This window comes from Psychrobacter sp. W2-37-MNA-CIBAN-0211 (assembly GCF_040309405.1).
In the GTDB taxonomy this organism is placed as follows: Bacteria; Pseudomonadota; Gammaproteobacteria; order Pseudomonadales; family Moraxellaceae; genus Psychrobacter; species Psychrobacter glaciei.
Genome location: NZ_JBEOOU010000018.1, coordinates 55208 through 73610 on the forward strand (window position 1 = coordinate 55208; position 18403 = coordinate 73610).

At 43.7% G+C, this 18403-nt stretch carries 14 protein-coding genes and 1 other RNA gene; 7 read left to right on the top strand and 8 right to left on the bottom strand.

The window, feature by feature from the left end:
• Positions 1-40: 40 nt before the first annotated feature.
• Together alaS and AAEY72_RS13445 are read right to left on the bottom strand one after the other, a co-directional pair.
• Positions 41-2713 (bottom strand): alanine--tRNA ligase, encoded by a 2673-nt coding sequence (gene alaS / locus AAEY72_RS13440; RefSeq protein ID WP_352310916.1) that lies wholly within the window; start codon positions 2711-2713, stop codon positions 41-43.
• A gap of 169 nt (positions 2714-2882) precedes the next feature.
• Positions 2883-4685, bottom strand: a complete 1803-nt coding sequence (locus tag AAEY72_RS13445) for a DUF389 domain-containing protein (RefSeq protein WP_352310918.1) — start codon at positions 4683-4685, stop codon at positions 2883-2885.
• A gap of 310 nt (positions 4686-4995) precedes the next feature.
• Here AAEY72_RS13445 and AAEY72_RS13450 point away from each other — a divergent pair, with 310 nt between their 5' ends.
• Entirely contained in the window at positions 4996-5208 is a 213-nt protein-coding gene (locus AAEY72_RS13450; protein ID WP_189584363.1) for a hypothetical protein, read from the top strand.
• A gap of 202 nt (positions 5209-5410) precedes the next feature.
• Here the strand turns inward: AAEY72_RS13450 and AAEY72_RS13455 are convergent, their stop codons facing one another.
• Entirely contained in the window at positions 5411-6664 is a 1254-nt protein-coding gene (locus tag AAEY72_RS13455) for a L,D-transpeptidase family protein (RefSeq protein ID WP_502945382.1), read from the bottom strand.
• Between the two features lie 474 nt (positions 6665-7138).
• Between AAEY72_RS13455 and prmB the strand changes: the two genes are divergently transcribed.
• Both prmB and aroC read left to right on the top strand, forming a co-directional pair.
• Positions 7139-8305 carry a 50S ribosomal protein L3 N(5)-glutamine methyltransferase gene (gene prmB, locus AAEY72_RS13460; protein WP_352310922.1) on the top strand — a complete coding sequence of 389 codons (1167 nt, stop codon included), beginning with the start codon at positions 7139-7141 and terminating at the stop codon, positions 8303-8305.
• 76 nt (positions 8306-8381) lie between these two features.
• A complete protein-coding gene (aroC, locus tag AAEY72_RS13465) occupies positions 8382-9485 on the top strand; it encodes a chorismate synthase (RefSeq protein ID WP_352310924.1) in 1104 nt (367 codons plus the stop codon).
• Positions 9486-9693: 208 nt separating this feature from the next.
• Here the strand turns inward: aroC and AAEY72_RS13470 are convergent, their stop codons facing one another.
• The 4 genes from AAEY72_RS13470 to AAEY72_RS13485 form a co-directional block, all read right to left on the bottom strand.
• Positions 9694-9894 carry a hypothetical protein gene (locus tag AAEY72_RS13470; RefSeq protein WP_352310926.1) on the bottom strand — a complete coding sequence of 67 codons (201 nt, stop codon included), beginning with the start codon at positions 9892-9894 and terminating at the stop codon, positions 9694-9696.
• 159 nt (positions 9895-10053) lie between these two features.
• On the bottom strand, positions 10054-11919 hold the full coding sequence (gene creC, locus AAEY72_RS13475) for a two-component system sensor histidine kinase CreC (RefSeq protein ID WP_352310928.1): 1866 nt from the start codon (positions 11917-11919) through the stop codon (positions 10054-10056).
• Between the two features lie 493 nt (positions 11920-12412).
• Positions 12413-13195 carry a response regulator gene (locus AAEY72_RS13480; RefSeq protein ID WP_194620128.1) on the bottom strand — a complete coding sequence of 261 codons (783 nt, stop codon included), beginning with the start codon at positions 13193-13195 and terminating at the stop codon, positions 12413-12415.
• 415 nt (positions 13196-13610) lie between these two features.
• Entirely contained in the window at positions 13611-14996 is a 1386-nt protein-coding gene (locus AAEY72_RS13485; protein ID WP_352310930.1) for a glycerophosphodiester phosphodiesterase family protein, read from the bottom strand.
• A 160-nt stretch (positions 14997-15156) separates the two neighbouring features.
• On the opposite strand from AAEY72_RS13485, the gene AAEY72_RS13490 reads away from it, so the two are divergent.
• The 4 genes from AAEY72_RS13490 (at position 15157) to AAEY72_RS13505 (ending at position 18280) form a co-directional block, all read left to right on the top strand.
• Complete coding sequence (locus AAEY72_RS13490) at positions 15157-15828, top strand: alpha/beta hydrolase (protein ID WP_352310932.1); 672 nt, start codon at positions 15157-15159, stop codon at positions 15826-15828.
• An 85-nt stretch (positions 15829-15913) separates the two neighbouring features.
• Positions 15914-16292, top strand: a transfer-messenger RNA (tmRNA) gene (ssrA, locus tag AAEY72_RS13495).
• Positions 16293-16455: 163 nt separating this feature from the next.
• Complete coding sequence (locus AAEY72_RS13500; protein ID WP_352310934.1) at positions 16456-17697, top strand: tyrosine-type recombinase/integrase; 1242 nt, start codon at positions 16456-16458, stop codon at positions 17695-17697.
• 151 nt (positions 17698-17848) lie between these two features.
• Positions 17849-18280: a hypothetical protein gene (locus AAEY72_RS13505; protein ID WP_352310936.1), complete on the top strand. Its 432-nt coding sequence runs from the start codon at positions 17849-17851 to the stop codon at positions 18278-18280.
• A 10-nt stretch (positions 18281-18290) separates the two neighbouring features.
• Here the strand turns inward: AAEY72_RS13505 and AAEY72_RS13510 are convergent.
• On the bottom strand, positions 18291-18403 hold a 113-nt coding region (locus tag AAEY72_RS13510; protein ID WP_352310938.1), incomplete at its 5' end, for an IS3 family transposase.

Sequence of the window (18403 nt, forward strand, 5' to 3'; positions counted from 1 at the left end):
TGCGTTATAGATCAGCGTGAAGCTCCGTGTTTTTGCTAGCTTAGCTAAGCTGGGCTTCAATCCAAGCAGGTAGCGCATTGATAACCGCTGCACTGTTACCAGATTTTGGTGCGCCGCCTTGTGCGTAGTCAGGCTTACCGCCGCCTTTACCGCCAAGCTCACCCGCCAAATGACGAATGATATCACCGGCTTTCACTTTGGCAGTAACAGACTTTGCCACACTTGCAGCTAATGCCAATTGCTCATCTTTATCACCAATCAATACAATGACGCTATCAGGCAGTTTTGACTTGATATCGTCCATCAGCGTACGAATTGATTTGCCATCGATACCGCTTAGGGTGCTGATAAGAACTGGCGTACCTGCGATAGTCTGTACGTCGTCGAGTAAGTTGGCTGCTTGTGCGCTGGCTATTTTTTGCTGCAAGCGCTCTAGTTGTTTTTCTAGATCACGTTGCTTATCTGCCATGGTACGGACACGCTGAGCGACTTCAGGGCGTTTTACTTTGAGCTGACTGGCAAGCTCGCTCAATTGTTGTTCGCTTTGCTGAATGTTTTTGACCGCGTTCATACCAGTGACGGCTTCAATACGGCGGATACCAGCTGCAATACCTGATTCGCTAGTAATTTTAAGCACACCGATATCACCAGTACGCTGTACATGTAAGCCACCACATAGTTCGATAGAGAAGGGCTTGCGTTGACCATCAACGATAGTGTCTGTACCCATGGTCAGTACACGAACGTCACTGCCGTACTTTTCGCCAAATAATGCCATTGCACCGTTTTTCATGGCGTCATCAATCGACATATTCTCAATACGGGCAGGAGTGTTGGCTTGGATTTGTTCATTGACGAGACGTTCGATACGGCTGATTTCAGCAGTACTAACGGGCTTGTCATAAGAGAAGTCAAAACGTAAGACTTCGCTTGAAACCAATGAGCCTTTTTGCGTGACCGCGTCGCCCAATACTTCTCTTAGCGCTGCATGCAATAGATGTGTGGCGGAGTGGTTTTTGGCACTGGCCGCACGGATGCTAGAGAGCACTTGTGCTTCAGCGGTTTGCTTAGTGCTAATGTCACCCATGGTCACAACACCATAGTGAATGATGGCTTGCCCCGATTTTTTGGTATCTTGTACTTCAAAGACCCCTGATGCAGTGCGGATTTCACCAAGCTCACCCACTTGACCACCACCTTCAGCATAAAATGGCGTGCGATCAAGTACCACAACGCCTTCCATACCTTCCGTCAAGCTGTCTGCTGGGTTGCCGTCTTGATAAAGCGCGTCAACAGTCACGCCATCTTCTTCAAGCTGCTCATAGCCGATGAATGTCGTTGGCGTCTCTACTTGGATAACGCTGCTGTAATCGACATCGAATTTGCCAGCATCACGCGCACGCTCACGTTGTGCTTGCATATGCTCGTCAAATTCCGTTTCATCAATCACAATACCACGCTCACGAGTGATATCAGCGGTCAAATCAAGCGGGAAACCATACGTATCATAGAGCTTAAAGGCGGCTTCACCAGAGAGCGTATCGCCATCTTGTAACCCTTCAAGTTCGCTGGCAAGCAAACGCAGACCTTGCGCCAAGGTTTTAGCAAACTGTGCTTCTTCTTTTTGAATGGCGTTTTCGATGACGCTTTGTTTGTCTTTTAGCTCAGGGTAAGCTGTGCCCATTTCAGCCACGAGCGGCGCGACCATCTTGTAGAAAAAGTCACTATCAGCGCCCAGCTTGTTGCCATGACGTACGGCGCGGCGAATCACACGGCGCAGCACATAGCCACGCCCTTCGTTGCTTGGCATGACGCCATCAGCGATTAAGAATGACACGGCACGAATATGATCTGCGATGACTTTTAAGGATGATTGTTGCTCATTGTTAATCTCTAAAATCTCAGCAGCAGCATCCATCAAATGAGTGAATAAATCTATCTCATAGTTGCCATGCACGCCTTGCATGATGGCACTAATACGCTCCAGCCCCATGCCAGTATCGACACTTGGGGCTGGTAGCGGTAACAATGTACCGTCCTTTTGACGGTTAAACTGCATAAATACGCAGTTCCAAATCTCGATATAGCGATCGCCATCTTCTTCAGGCGTGCCAGGCAAGCCACCTTCGATATCGGCACCGTGGTCATAAAAGACTTCGGTACAAGGGCCACAAGGACCCGTGTCGCCCATCGTCCAAAAGTTATCAGAGGCATAAGGCGCGCCTTTATTATCGCCAATACGGATAATGCGCTCACTTGGAATACCGATGTTCTTATTCCAAATATCAAAGGCTTCGTCATCGGTTTCATAGATAGTGACATACAAGCGGTCTTTATCAATCGCTAGCCATTTATCTGACGTCAAAAACTCCCAAATGTATTCAATACCTGCTTGCTTGAAATAATCACCAAAGGAGAAGTTGCCAAGCATTTCAAAGAAAGTATGATGACGGGCGGTATAGCCGACATTATCCAAATCATTGTGTTTACCGCCAGCACGTACGCACTTTTGCGAGGTCACCGCACGTGTATAGTCACGTGGTTCCATACCCAAAAAGGTTTCTTTAAACTGATTCATACCGGCATTGGTAAACAGCAATGTCGGGTCATTATGTGGAATCAAACTAGACGAAGAAACAGGGGTATGCTGCTTGCTTATAAAAAAATCGATAAAAGCTTGACGAATATCGGCTGAGCGAAATGGCTGGCTCACAGCGGCTCCTTACTGACGGATGGGATTAAAGATGGCTTTAATATAAAAAAGGATTAAATAATTTTGCAAGCGATTTTAGCACAAACGCCTAAGCTCTTGGTACAAGAGTTACAACTGCTGTGTTATTCTGCGTCTCTAGATGGTCGATGGTTTTGGTAGCGTATAAAAGCTAATTGGTCAAAATCGCCGCATCGGTCTTGTCGAGTTTGTCTTGTATCAATGGATCCGATTCAATGACTTGTACTGGCAAGTAGCGCAGCTGTAGCTTAATGGGTAAATACTCAGGAAAATTCTCTGCCATATCTTGAGTAATGACGGTTTCGATTTGTCGTACATCGTATGAGGTAGGCGTCGTCTCTCCGCGAATGACCGCACGTACGACTTTATTTTCTTCCGAGGTATCAAACTGAGTATTGGTCAGCACATTACCCTTATCGATAAAGTAGCTATTGATGGCTTCTTTGACGCTGCTTTCAAACACTTGCTGTTTGGCGTTGGTTTGTAGATTAATAGTTAAGTAAGTGCCTAATCCTGCTAACAACAGCAGGGTCACTGCATTACGTTGCAAAAAAGTCAGATAGGTGTTTGATTTATAGTCGTCCTTGACCAAACGACGAAAGCCTAAAAGCCACAATACAAGCGCATTGGTAAATTGGATTGCAATAATGTTGGTAATGGCTAACAGTAGAGCACCAAAGCCAAGCTGAATCTCACTATTGGCAAATAAAATACCACTGGCGGCAAGAGGTGGCACTAAGGCCGTGGCGACTGCCACACCCACGACGGCGACTGATAAATGCGGTGATACCATCGCATAAGCACCAGCAGTACCACCCGCTAAGGCAATCATTAAGTCCATGGAAGTGGGTTGGGTACGTGATAGGATTTCTGCCGTCAACGGTTGATCTTTGTGCAGCCAACCAACGACGAAACCGACCAATACGACCAGTGAGATACCAGCAATAACCGTAATAAGCGACTTACGTAACAGCGGCGCACGGTAGTCGATAATCGCTAGCGCCACTCCTGTGATCGGACCTAACATCATGGCGACCAACATCGCACCAATGACGACAGCGGCTGAATTGGTCACCAACCCGTAACTGGCGATGATGGCAGAAAGTATGTTCATGATAAAATACATTTTGCTGGGCAGCGCATTTGCTTCAATTCTGACGCGTACTTCTGGATAGTCTACCTTTTGATTGTTAAACTGCTCAGCGACAAATTGCTTATAAGACTCCAGTTTGGCTTCTTTTTGTTCTTTGACTTCGTCCTTTTCCTCACCGTCTTTATTTTGCGCCTTTATTATAGTATCTGTATCTGTATCTGGCTCAGCATTGTCGTCATTGATGTTTTCTACATTCGTATTTTCTACGGACATGTTTTCGTCTGTCTTGGAATGAGTTGCATCTGCTGTCGGTTCATTATGACTGGCTTTGCTAGCAGTATTCAGCGCCGCAGAATCGTTAGTATCCTCTGCTTCAACTGTGGCTTCATCGACTAGCGTCTCCTGACCATTTTCAGTACCTTGCTTTTCTGCATTATCAGCATTTAACACGCCAACTTCTGTTTTTTCCATGTCGGCAGATACTTGGGTTTCTGGCTCCGATGTTTCAACGCTCGCAACCACCACATCCGGTCCAAGCGATTCCATCGTTACTTTAGCTTGAGGCGGCTGTGCACCTAGATCTTTTTGCTCGATACCGTCTTGCTCAATGTCGCTTTCAGAATTCGTTAAATTTTCATTATTTAAAGCTTCACTATTTACAGTTTCATTATCCAAGGTTCTATTATCCAAAGTCCTATGAGTATCGATTTCATCATTTGGACTCGACGTTGCATCGACCTTAGTTTCATCAGTCGCATTTGTATGAGTAACAGACTCTGATGCCTGTTGAAGGTCAATCTCGTCTGAGGCGTCTTTTGTCGTTACTGACTCAACAGATAAATGTTTATGAGGTAAGGTCATAGCGGAAAACTTTCTTAGAGAATGACAGAAAGTCACTATTGTAATGATAAATTTAGAAAAGCGTATGAGTTTTTTACGACTAGGCAGGCGGGAAATAAGCAGATATAAAATCAACTGATAGCTGATAAAAGCAACGTATTTTACTGTTTTTTATGATAAATAATATCGTATATAAATCCTTAATTATATTAGGGTCTTTATGCTAGATCACCCGATATAAATGGCTTGAAGGTTTTAATTAAATACTTACTTTTTTTGTGGGTTTAGTGTATAAAGGTATTATATCCACAATAAAAATGAGGAATAAATTATGAACTGGCCATTATTTTCTGTCATCTATGCAATCGCCTCAACAGTTACCATTGGTGTCTTTATGATTGGCGCCTTGGTCACAGGGTTCAATGAGATACCCCATATCCAAATGGCAGTAGCAGCGGGTATTTTGTGCTCTATTCCTGCAGGCTTATTTTTCACCAAAAAAGTCGGCAGCATTACTGGTAACGAGGAAGGTTACAAAGTATAAGGCGCAGCACGATGGGCGATTCTAAAATTCCTTGACTATATTTTACATTGATATTTTTTCTGCTGATTTATGAATAATGTGTCAGTGTTTGGTGAAATTCAGCCATAAAAAAAGACCCTATTAAGAGGGTCTTTTTTGTTTAGTATTTCTGATTGCTTATTCGATCGACGAGTACGAGTGGTACATTCGTCGTTAAGCCAATTTAGTTGAGGACAACAGTTGCGCCGTTTTCGATATTGGCATAAACCTCTAACACATCCCAGTTGGTCAAACGTACACAACCTGCTGACCCTTGGCGACTGATACCTTCAGGTACTGGTGAGCCATGTAAGCCATAAGAAGGTTTAGACATTCCCATCCATACCACACCTACTGGATTGTTCGGTCCTGGCGGTAACATATGGATTTTCTTTTGAGCACCTTCGCCAACGGTTGCTTTATACCAAGGCATTTTGACTTTATTGATGATCTTAAATGTACCTTTTGGTGATGGTGTGGCATCACTACCAACGGTCGTTGGGTAAGTGGCAACCAGTTTATCATCATTGTAAGCGTACAGCGTTTTGTCTGCTTTATTGGCAACCACGCGATTGATACGTTGATTGAGCTTTTCACGAGTATTCAATACAGTGATTGTCTCACCAGCGGTATACGTTTTATTTTTATTGAGCTTGTCTAAATAACGTACGTCCATGTGGAAGCGCTCACCCAGCATCTCTTTGATATCTTGGTAATACAAGCCTTTCATTTTTGACTTTGCTTCTGAACCAGAAGGAGTGGCCGCGAAGTTGGTTTTTATATCATCTTCAGTCAGCGTATAAGTCACTAGCACCGGCTTATTAGCAGCGATGTTTTTAATCAAGGCATTCCAAGTTTTTTGATCCATTTTTCCGGTTGCTGGCAAGCCTTTCATGGTTTGGAAATTGATCAGGGCTTTTTTGCTGTTCATACCCCAGCCGCCATCGATAGGACCAGGAGAAGCATGGTTCCAATCGAGCAATGCCTGCATCTTAATGGTCATCGCTGAGTTGACCTTCATGCTTGGTGACCAAACAGCATCGTTGACTTGTGTGGCGTAGTTGGACAAGTTTAGCGTGGTATATCTTTTGCCATCTTTGTCTTCGATGTTTTTGATGGTAGGGTCATCACTGAAGTCTTGACGTTTTTCGCTGTCAGGCAATTCAAAAGCTAAAGGGTCAGATGAGTCAATAGACGAGACATCGCTAGGGGCGGCAACGGCCTGGCCTTCGCTCATATCGTCAGTTCTGTCAGATTGCTCATCCTTACGGGTCAGCTCTTCTGCGCTCATGTTATCAGCAGTGGCTGCTGGCGCTGACGGCTTAGTCTTTTGCTTTGAATCAATCAATTGCGTCATGCGGTCAGCTGGTTTTGCGGCAGTGACAGGAGCGCGACTCTCTTGCACATTAAGGCTGACTTTCTTGGCGATACTAGGCATTGAGTCAGCGGTACGTACTGGCAATGTGCGAGTACTGTCAGCGGTGGCAGCAAATGCAGTAGCACTGGCGCTAACGACAACGATAGATATGGCAGTAATAAGCGGTTTTATTTTCATCATATTGAGTTACTTGTGGTTGCTACTAATGAAGCTATTATGCGCATAATTAATAAGCTTCGCAAACTTTTGACACATATTTTTATGTCCGTAGGGTGTTAAACGTCAACTGCTGACGTATTCACTACAGTTGGGCAATAATTTAGCCATGGTATGTATGAAGTTTTGCTGGATTTTAACGTAAGTCACTTGTTATATATGCTATTTTTTTACACTAAAAAGCACAGTGATTGGCGCTATCTAGCGTTTGCGTCTATAATGGTTGGCTAGATTCTTATTTAATAAGTCAGCTCATTATAAAGAGCAATTTAACTTACCCGCATGTCGTCAGTGGACATGTAACCAGCAAGGTGCGATATGTCAGAAGACCAAACAATGAGCGCAGAAGAGTTTCAAAATCAGTACCTCAACGACGATGGTCTAGAGGGTGGTATGGTATTTGATTCAGAGACTGGGCTTCTCGGTGAAGACGATCAATTTGCCAATTTGCCTGCAGAGCTCGAAGAAGCACGCGAGCAGCTGGTCAGTATTCGCGATTTTATACGTTTTTCGGTTACTCAGCTTCGCAATTATGATGTGGTCGTGGCTCAAGGAACGACTGATGAGTTTGCTGAAGCATCGGCGATAGTATTGCATTCTTTGTCGTTAGATTGGTCGGCGAATGAGCAGATCCTAGACTGCCGGTTGACCACATCAGAGAAGCAAGTGGTACTGAGCTTGCTAGAAGAGCGTATCGCTGAGCGTAAACCGTTGAGCTATTTGATTAATTTATCGTACTTTTGTGACCTGCCTTTTTATGTCGATGAGCGAGTCTTGATTCCGCGTTCACCTGTGGCAGAGCTGATTCGGCAGCAGTTCCATCCGTACTTTGATACCAATGAGCTGGCCAAGCCATTGGGTATAAATGTCAACGATCAGGCAACCGCTTTTTACGATCATGGTTTAGATATTAAGCAACTATCACAGCCTGAGCGTGTTTTAGACTTATGTACGGGTTCTGGTTGTATTGCAATTGCGATTGCAACACGTTTCGTCGATGCATTGGTCGATGCCGTAGATATTGATAAAGGTGCGCTTGAAGTGGCGATGGTCAATGTAGATCACCATGATCTTGGTCATCAAGTGAATGTGATTGAGTCGGATTTGTTTGCCAAGATTCCTGCTGAAAATCAATACGAGCTTATCGTTACCAATCCTCCGTATGTCGATGCTGCCATCATGGCAGATTTACCACCTGAATTCTTATACGAGCCTGAGCACGCATTAGCGGCAGGTCAAGATGGACTGGATCTGGTACATCGCATTCTTTTTGAAGCACCAGATTATCTAAGCCCAGAAGGTCTACTTGTCTGTGAAGTGGGCGATAGCGAATGGGCACTAAAGCAAGCCTATCCTGAGATTCAGTTTGACTGGTTGAAGTTTGCTCATGGCGGTCATGGGGTGTTTGCGATTACCTATGATGAGCTAATGGCGCATCGTCAGCTGTTTGCTCCTTTTGTGCAGATGTTAGACAGTCATCAATAGGTCTAGACTGGCAGTCAATAATTATAAATAATGGGTCAAATTAGCATAAGTTGCGTTTACTTGTTTAAGGATAAATATGGCAGGCAATAGTATTGGGCAAGTTTTTACGGTTACCACGTGCGGTGAGTCGCATGGTGCTGGTCTCATGGCAATCATCGATGGCGTACCACCGGGGTTAGCATTATCCGCAGAAGATTTGCAGATTGATCTAGATCGCCGTAAACCGGGTACGTCTAAATACTCGACCCAGCGCCGCGAGTCTGACGAAGTTGAGATTATCTCTGGTGTGTTTGAGGGTAAGACAACCGGCACGTCTATTGGCCTGTTGATTCGTAATACCAATCAAAAATCCAAAGACTATAGCGAGATTAAAGATACCTTCCGTCCCGGTCACGCTGATTATACTTATAGTATGAAGTATGGTTTTCGTGATTATCGTGGTGGCGGGCGCTCCTCAGCGCGTGAGACTGCGATGCGTGTGGCGGCAGGTGCTATCGCTAAGAAATATCTACAAGAACGCTTGGGTGTGCAAGTCCGTGGTCATGTCACGCAAATTGGCAATGAGTACAGCAATGTACTGGACCCAAGCCAAATCGATTGGGATTTTGTAAATAGTAACCCGTTCTTTTGCGCCGATGCCGATGCTGTCAGTCGCTTTGAGACTTTGATAGATAAACTGCGCCGCGAAGGTACTAGCTGTGGCGCACGCTTAGAGATTATCGCTAGCGGTGTACCCGTTGGACTGGGTGAGCCAGTATTTGATCGTCTCGATGCAGATATTGCTCATGCCATGATGAGTATCAACGCCGTCAAAGGCGTTGAGGTCGGTGATGGTATGGCAGTCGCAGGGCAGTTTGGTCATAGCTCTCGTGATGAGCTGACGCCAGATGGCTTTACTGCCAATCATGCGGGTGGCATCTTAGGTGGTATCTCATCAGGACAAGATATCTGTGTCAGTATTGCACTTAAGCCAACCTCTAGTATTACGACGGCTGGCAAGAGTATCAATACGCAAGGAGAGTCGGTTGATATGCTCACCAAAGGGCGTCATGACCCTTGCGTTGGGGTACGTGCCACGCCCATTGCAGAAGCCATGCTAGCCATTGTTTTATTAGATCACTATCTGCGTCATCGCGGTCAAAACGCAGATGTGATGCAGCCAGTAGAGTCGATTACTTAGGGTGGTTTTTCGAATTATACCCTAGAGATTTAAGCCCTTGATTGTTTCTGATAATTTTATTAGAAATAATCAAGGGTTTTTTTGTGGAAGATTAAAAATGAGTGATTCAACAGGTAGGGCGCGATCAGCAAACTAATAATGTAGTGAATTCACTTTGAAACAGATACAGTGCGACTGGGATGAGTTTTTCGTAGCCTTAATAATAGTTCTAAGCAGCTACTTGATAATCATCAACCGCCACACACTGCTGATGGCGAAATACTAATAGCAGTTGTTGACTGGGAATGGCCAACCAATGGCCGAATGCGATACTATCGATGCCTTGGTTCGATAAAGTCTGTGCGCAATGCTGACGATTGTAGCCTAAGCAATTTTTTATCACTTGGTTTTGGTTAGTAGGTTTTTTCATAGCATTTCTATCCTTAGTTTTGATAACGAATTTGAATGACGTTATCGTAAAACAAGCAGATAGAAAACCTGTGTAGGAACGATGGAAATTTAATGAATTGTCGTTATTAATCATTTTTTTTGAGTATAGAAAGTGAGCGCGTCTATTTTAGCCAAACATTTATTCTTTAGCCAAAGGCAAGGTAATACTGACCATCACGCCTGAATACTGCGTAATAGCAGCATTGCTTTCATTGCTTTCATTGCTTTCATTGCTTTCATTGCTTTCATTGATATTGCTACTACTGTCATCACTATTTGCTTTAATATTCTTAATAGTAACCTGACCGCCATGATGCTCAATAACTTGCTTGACCAAGGTTAAGCCAAGTCCCGTCCCTTTTTTTGGCGTATTGCCAGACATGCTAGGCTGTGTTTGCTCAGTATCGGCAGTTGAACTTTTCTCTGTTGAAAATATTGATAGAGGCTCTGATGTAGTATCAGTAGATTGACTCTGGTGCGATAAACTGAAATAACGGTCGAATACTTTACCAACGGCGTAATCAGGTAATAATTTACCATTATTAAATATATCGATAGTTACGGTTCGCGCAGAATTGTTTTGCGCGGTGCTGTGCAGATAAATAGCGACTGTACTATCGGCAAAGTGGATGGCGTTATCCAATACGTTTTGCAGCACCTGTACCAACCAAAACTGGTCAGCGAAAACGCTGGTATTTGCCAAGATATCTGGTGATAAAGTCACTGCTTCAGTAACCCGTTTATCATCAAGATAGATGTCGATAGGTGCTAGGTGCTGCTGTTGCAATTTAGCACTATTGTCTTTTGCAAGGCTCTGAATCAACGGTAATAAGGGAGTAAGTTGTTGATTCAGTTTAAAGGTCGGTTGTTCAACCTTGGCAAGTAATAGCAAACGGTCAATTAATTGCTGCATTTTGATACTTTGTTCACCAATGGATTGAATGAGCATCTGTCGGTCTTCCTCATCAAGCCCGTCGTCTTCTAACAACTCACTGCTGGCACGGATAGCGGTTAAGGGGCTTTTGAGCTCATGGGTGAGGGTATGGACATAGTCGGTGACATAGGCACGATTTTCCAACCGATGCTTCATAGATTCAATGGTATTTGTTAGGCTGTTAAGCTCATGACCTAAGTAAAAATAGGGCTTTTTGGTATCCTCTGCCAGCGCACTGGTATATTGGGTAACCAAGGTGATGCTTTGCTTAAGCCACCATGCGACCAGTCCTGCTAACATAAGGGCAGCAATACTCATGAGCAGTGCTGTGATAAGCATGCGATTGCGCGTATTGTCCAAATAAGGCAACACGCTCGCGACAGGCTTGCCGACGCTGACGATACCAATCAGGTTGCCAGCGTTATTTTTTATTGGCTGCGCCACATACATGACCGTACCATCGCGCTGACTATGGTCTCGTGTCGTACTTCTAGCACCATATTCACCTTTTAACGTTAAATAAACATCGTTCCAGCGACTATAATCTCGTCCTTCCTCATTGTCGGGTTCAGGCAGAGAATCGTATATGACGACGCCTTTAGCATCCGTTACGTATATCCGAAAGCTGCTATAATTTTTGTTTTTATACTCTGGTTCTTGATTTTTTCCAATTACTGGCATGCCAATAAATGCCGCATCAAGTCTTCTTTGATAAGCATCATCGTATAGCTGCCCTGAAGACAGTGGCATCTGTAAACTTGCCGCCAGCAATTTGCTGGTATCTAATAACGTGTCTTCGATGACTTGCTGCGCCGTCGGTTTGACATAACCAAACAGCTGAGTAAATGCGACCACACCGCAGATAATCAATACCAACGCCAACGCAAGCCAAATCCTAAAAAAAATACTCAAATTCAGCAGTCGTTTTGGTTTAGTGGTTTGCTGCGCGGTGCCAATGGGATGCAGTTTTGCATACCAATTGCTTTGGCTGGCATCAATGCTATTGTCAGCTTTGTTATTAATATGAGTATTAAGGCGGCTATTAGCGCTATCACTGGTTTTATGATTCATATTTTTAGGTATGCTATTTGACGTTATAGAAGGTCGGTTTCAATCAAAATATGGCTATATAGTTGATACTAAATAAAATGGGTACACGACATTATGATGCGTGACTGGCACAAATTTTTCTTGCTTGCTGTGCTTACGCAGACAGAGGCTACGAAAAATTTATACCAGTCACGCTGTCCCTTTTTTATATTGACCTGACTATAGGGCGTGTTGAACATTCAACCATGGCACTGACAGAAACTATTTTTTAGACAGTTCGACGTTAAAAACAGTAAGTTTAGTTATTCTAAGCGTCTATTTTTAACAATGAAGTGGCAAAAAATAGTTCTGTCTCCCTCTGTTGATATTAGAGCTAATGCTAAAACTTCCCCATACTGCGTTGTAAACCTAGTTAAGGCACTAGCATTACCGTCGTTTTACGCCTTGTTTGGAGCAGTTTTAGCGATCAGCAGTGCCTATTTGTGAATGTTCAACACGCCCTAGTTAGTTATGACTAAGCGGGACATAATGCGTAACCCAATCCACGATGAGTATGAATGACCTCAATGCTCGCGTCGACAGTGGCCAGCTGCTTACGAATGGACTTAATATGACTGTCTATGGTTCTGGCCAAGCGATGATCAGGGTAGTCGCTCACAGCGCTGAGTAATTGCTCACGGCTAAAGACTTGATTGGGTGCTTGTAATAATGTCAGCAAAATTTTGCGTTCGGTATTGCTGAGCTCCAGCTTTTGCTCTTGCCACATCAAGGAATAATTGAGCGGTTGGTAATGCCAAACGCCAGATTGACATTCAAACGTCAATGCTTGCCCTGACATACTATTCGAAGAAGCACGGTTAGTTGTATTATCGGTGGCTGTGGTATGAGTAGCAGATTGCTTAGACAGTAATTGCTCACGTCGCCAAATGGCTTTTAGACGGGCAACCAACTCGCGCGGGCTAAAAGGTTTGGCACAATAATCATCACCGCCCATCTCTAAACCCAAAATCCTATCAACCTCGTCGCTACGAGCCGTCAAAAATACGATAGGGATGTCTTTTAAGCCATCGATATCAGGGGTGTGTCGTATTTGTTGGCAGAGGCTGAGACCATCACCATCTGGCAAGCCAACATCCAAAATAATCGCCGATAGATCTTGCGCCTCAAGGCTATGAAGCATTGGTAACACGCTGCTCGCATTGTCTAGCCAAGTGATTTTCCAGCCTTCACGTTTGCAAGTAACTTTGAGTGACATCGCAATAGCAGGGTCATCTTCCACCAGTAAAATATGGGTCATAGTTTCTATATCGTTTTATAATTTTAGTAAATTATCGTAGCACAAAACAGCAGCCTGCTCTTGCTACCACTATCCAAACAGTGTGAAAACTTGATGGAAAAGCAGGGTATTAGGGCATGTCCTCATTTTGAAAATGGAAGTAAAAAGAGATAGATTTTTGCCAATCGATGGAAATTTTGCAGAGAATATGAACATATTGTCTATAAATTTTCGAAAAGTGGCGAGAATATAGCCTTTTTTAACCCATTTAAAAGGTTTTGTTCAGATTGAGGACACGCCCTAAGCAAATGGTCTATTATCCAATGATGCTGATACAACCAATGGAAAATAAAAAACCAGCTTAACAATAATTAAGCTGGTATTGGGACATGTCTTAATATTAGACGCTTAGATAAGAAAAAGGAGTCGGATTAACCTATTTTAAGCCTTTGCAGTTGGCATAATAACTCACTGTAGCGGGCCAATCTGAAAAGATGCCTTGGACACCGACGTCTTGTGCCAACACATCGATATAATTCATCATATCACCATCATTATTGATAGCCTCGCCAAGACCACTATAATACCAGTCACCGCCATTTGCCAGTGGACCTGAACGCTCTATTGACCACGTAATGATTTTTAGGTCATTGGCTTTTGCTTGTTTTGCATAGGCTGAAGGTATCATTTTTCCATTGCCATCCGTTGTGACTAATAACCAAAGTGCTGGCGCAATGATGTTAATGCCACGAGCTTTGATATCAGCCAAGGAGTGCTTCCATGTCGTCGCATCATCTTTATCAAACGTCTTGTTTTTAGCGGTTTCATTACTGTCATCAATGAGATAAACGGCATTGGCACCATAAGCTGGCTCATTTTTTATCCAGTAATCAAGGTCTTCTATATTGAATGACTGCGCAAATACATCATTTGCAGGCACACCCGCTGCCTTATAAGTCTCTATGAGCTGTTGGCGGTAATCGTCTAAACGATAGCCATTGAACGGCATGGTCACGGCGGGTGCTTTTAGCTCAGGCGTGTGTTTCATACCCAGTTGGCGTGCCAACGCGATATGCTCTTTCAAAGTCAATACTTTGCCATTTTGCGAGTACAAGTCTGTTCGCCAAGGCGCAGTCGCATTCATATATTCATCGATACTGGTCGCTTTTTTATTCGCGGCATCCATTTTCCCTGTGAGGGTCTTGAACTCATTTGCGCTAATGTCTGAGGTGCGGCATTCAATACTGTCGGCATTGGTCAGCACACCGTTGGCGTCGATAATTGGCGGCATGGTGCACTGTTTGGCCAGCGGGGTAGTAAGAATATTAGTAGTGGTATGCAGATCGTCTTGCGCATGGCGGCAGACCAGCTCGCCGTCATTGGTAAAAGCCACGTCACATTCCAAGATACCTGCGCCCATTTGCGCTGAAGCAACATAGCTATCATAAGTGTGTTCTGGCAGTTGTAATGGCGCACCTCGATGGGCAATGGAAAAGTTCGTTTTGCTAGGTAATTGTGCTTTACAAGCCAACAGATCTTCTTTTAATGGGCTCTCATCCATATCATTGATCAAATAAAATGGACGAACACCGTAGGTATAGGCGAGAGGCTTAGCAGGCAAGCTTTTTGGTAATTGTTTTAGTGATGGCTTGATAGTTTGACTGGATGTTTGAGTCAATGTGGTATTGCGTATATCGTCTGCGGCCATTGATAGGGTGCAAGTGGCCCCTAGTGCTATGGCTATACTGACCGTCTTAACGGTTTTAAATGGCGTTTTTTTGAGTTGATTGAGCGTCGCCACTGAATTATCTAATATTGTCATGTAAACTGTCCCTACAAAAAGTGAAAAATAATAAGTACAATATTGCTGTCATTTATCCATCCCTTACGTTACCTGATAATTTTTAAAAGATAATGACAGGCGAGTGATTGTTACAAAAATATTTCACTCCCAATTCTCAAAACTGTATTAAGGATCAGTCATGACTGACTATTTAGACGCTGTTACTGTTGAACATAACCCTTCTCAAAAAAAGATAGATCGCGCTGTCATTTGGTTGCATGGCTTGGGTGCCAGCGGCCATGATTTTGAGCCAGTAGTACCGCAGTTAGGATTGGCTAATGATATGGCAGTACGCTTTATCTTTCCACATGCACCTAAGCGCCCAGTGACCGTGAATGGCGGCATGGTGATGCCTGCTTGGTACGATATTTTAGAGATGAGCCTTGAGCGTAAAATCGATGTGGCTCAAATTGAAGAGTCTGCCCAACAGATCAATGATTTGATCAGTCGCGAGATGGAACGCGGTGTTGCTCCTGAGCATATTGTGATTGCAGGATTTTCGCAGGGCGGGGCAGTGGCTTATCATGTGGCACTCGGCTATCCGAAGCGCTTGGCTGGCTTAATGACGCTTTCTACGTACTTAGCAACCAATGACAACATTAGTTATAGTGCTGCTAATAAAGACATGCCAATATTGATTGAGCATGGTACTCACGACCCAGTCGTTCCTGTGATCTTAGGCGAGCAAGCGCAGCAGCTTTTATCAGCAAAAGATTATAATGTGTCTTATAATACCTATCCAATGGCACATCAGGTATGTATGCCACAAATTCAAAATATTGGTAAATGGTTAAATAAAGTATTGGCTTAAAGAATTGAGCTGTAACGTAATGTAATGAGGGTATTTTATAGGTTGAAAGTTGGCACTTAATTCCTATATAATACTCGACCTTATTGGGGATGTTCTGGCTTCGACGCTGGTGATGAAACTCAATGATGCATGTCGAGAGTATATGTCCTCTCGTTAATCCAACATATATTGTTATAGTCGCAAACGACGAAAATTACGCTCTAGCAGCATAAACCCAGTTTACTTGGTTTAGACCCTGCTTACTAAGTTGCTGATCACCTACAGTTGGTCAACTAAGTTGAAGCGTCCGCATGTAGGCTCGCCACAAGGGATTGTCTCAATCGCTTGGGTTCAAAAGTAGAGAATCGGCTAATCCATCCTGACTGTCGGATCGGTGCAGACTAAAATCAAAGACAGAAACTAAACATGTAGATTCATGAGCGTAATGCTGGCGGACGCGGGTTCAACTCCCGCCATCTCCACCAAACAACGATAAAGGGCTGACCGTCATAGACTGTTAGCCCTTTATTTTGGGCGTTTTTCAGGTATTGAGTGTTATATAGGGGTATGGCGAACCATATAGAATGTTGGTATTATTGTTGGTATTAGAGTTTATACATACTCTCAATACCAACAAAGGATAGCCCAATGCCCTTAACTCATACCGTTATCAACAAGCTACAGCCCAGTAGCACCTCGATTGATACAAAGCGACCTGACAAGCATAGCGATGGTAACGGGCTGCAATTATGGGTGCGTTACACGGGCGTTAAGTCATGGATCAGCGCATACCGCTGGCAAGGCAAACAGCAAACCCTCACTATTGGCACTTATCCAGTTATGAGTTTGCAGAACGCACGCCAGCGCAATATTGAGATCAAACGCTTAATAGCTGATGGTGTGAACCCCAAAGACCATAAGAAAGAGCAGCAAGCCAGCCAAGACGGTTTAAATGTTTTCGATAACATAGCCCAATCATGGTATGCAGAACGCAAAACCTACCTAGCAGAAAGCACCTTTTCCCGTAACTATTCCGCCTATATGCGCGATGTTAAGCCCTCTATTGGTCAAAAGAACATCAACGATATAACCGCGCCTGATATATTAGCCATTGGCAAAGCAGTAGAAAGCCGTGGCGCTAATGAAATGGCAAGGCGTACCATTAGAGAAGTAGGGCAGATATTCAAATACGCCATACGCAATGGGCTAGCCACACATAACCCAGCCACCGACCTAGCCGAAGCAATCAAACCACACAAAACGACCAACCACCACCGCATTACTAGCCAGCAACTGCCAAAGCTACTAACAGACATCAATGCTTATCAAGGTGATGTACTGGTGAAGCTAGGCTTATGGTTTTTATGCTATACGTTTGTGCGTACCAATGAGATTAGATTTATGGAATGGCAGGACATAGATTTTAATCGTGGCTTATGGACTGTCCCAGCTGAAAAGATGAAAGCTAGGCGCTTGCACATTGTGCCACTAGCACCGCAAGCAATGGCGATACTGGAACAGATCAAAGAGCTAGGTTTTTCGGATCAGTACGTTTTCTTTAATACCTCAACTCGCAAACCATACAGTCAAAGTGCATTTATTAACGCCCTATGGAATATGGGTTATAAAGGCAAGATGACAGGGTATGGTTTCCGTGGGCTTGCTAGTACCACACTGCATGAAAAAGAGTTTATGCACGAAGCGATAGAGCTACAGCTGGCACATGATAGAGAAAACAAGATAAGCGCAGCCTATAACGGAGCGCAACACCTACCATACAGAATTAATATGATGAACGAATGGGCAAACTTCATTGATGATGCTTATGCTGGCAAACTAGACAACGTAATCCGTGCAGACTTCAAAGAACAAAAACAAAAGCTAGGCTAAGGCTTAGCACCAACTATGCAAGGCTAGGACTAATTACCCGAACGACAGCTATTTACACACCCTTATGCTGTCACTGCCTTGCACCTATTTTAATTAAAGGGTGTAGGGGTGTGAATGTGAGTACTTTGATTAATGAGCTAGAGACGACTATATGAAGTTACCAAACGATGGGGTTATGATTTACAGCATTCTTGAAAAGAAAACCGCCGAATATGTAGATTATGACGATGTATTTTTGTTTTACGATAAGCCGCAAGGACTTGATGAGGCTGAAAAATTCAAGCTAACACATATTGAGTCTGAAGAAATCGGGTTTTCAAAGCGAGAACTGGACGGCTATTTAGCCTCACTTGCCAATACCAGCCAAAATGATACACCAGCACAGAATGATAGTGAATTACTCGCAAAGCTAGAAAAAGTACAGTCTGAAAATAACGACCTTAACGCTAGATTACTTACTGCTAGAAACACTTACAAGCAACACCGAAATGAGATAAAAGCACTCACAAAAAAGAATGAACAAGTGGAAAGTGAAAAAGCGGAACTCATCGAACTGAACCGCCCCGAGTATATCGGAGAGTGATTTACTTGAGTCAGGCAGCAATACCTGACAGGATTAAATTATCATAATACCGCTTTTCAAACTCAAAAGGTGACACATAACCAATCGTGCTATGCAAACGCTTCTTGTTAAACCAGTCTACCC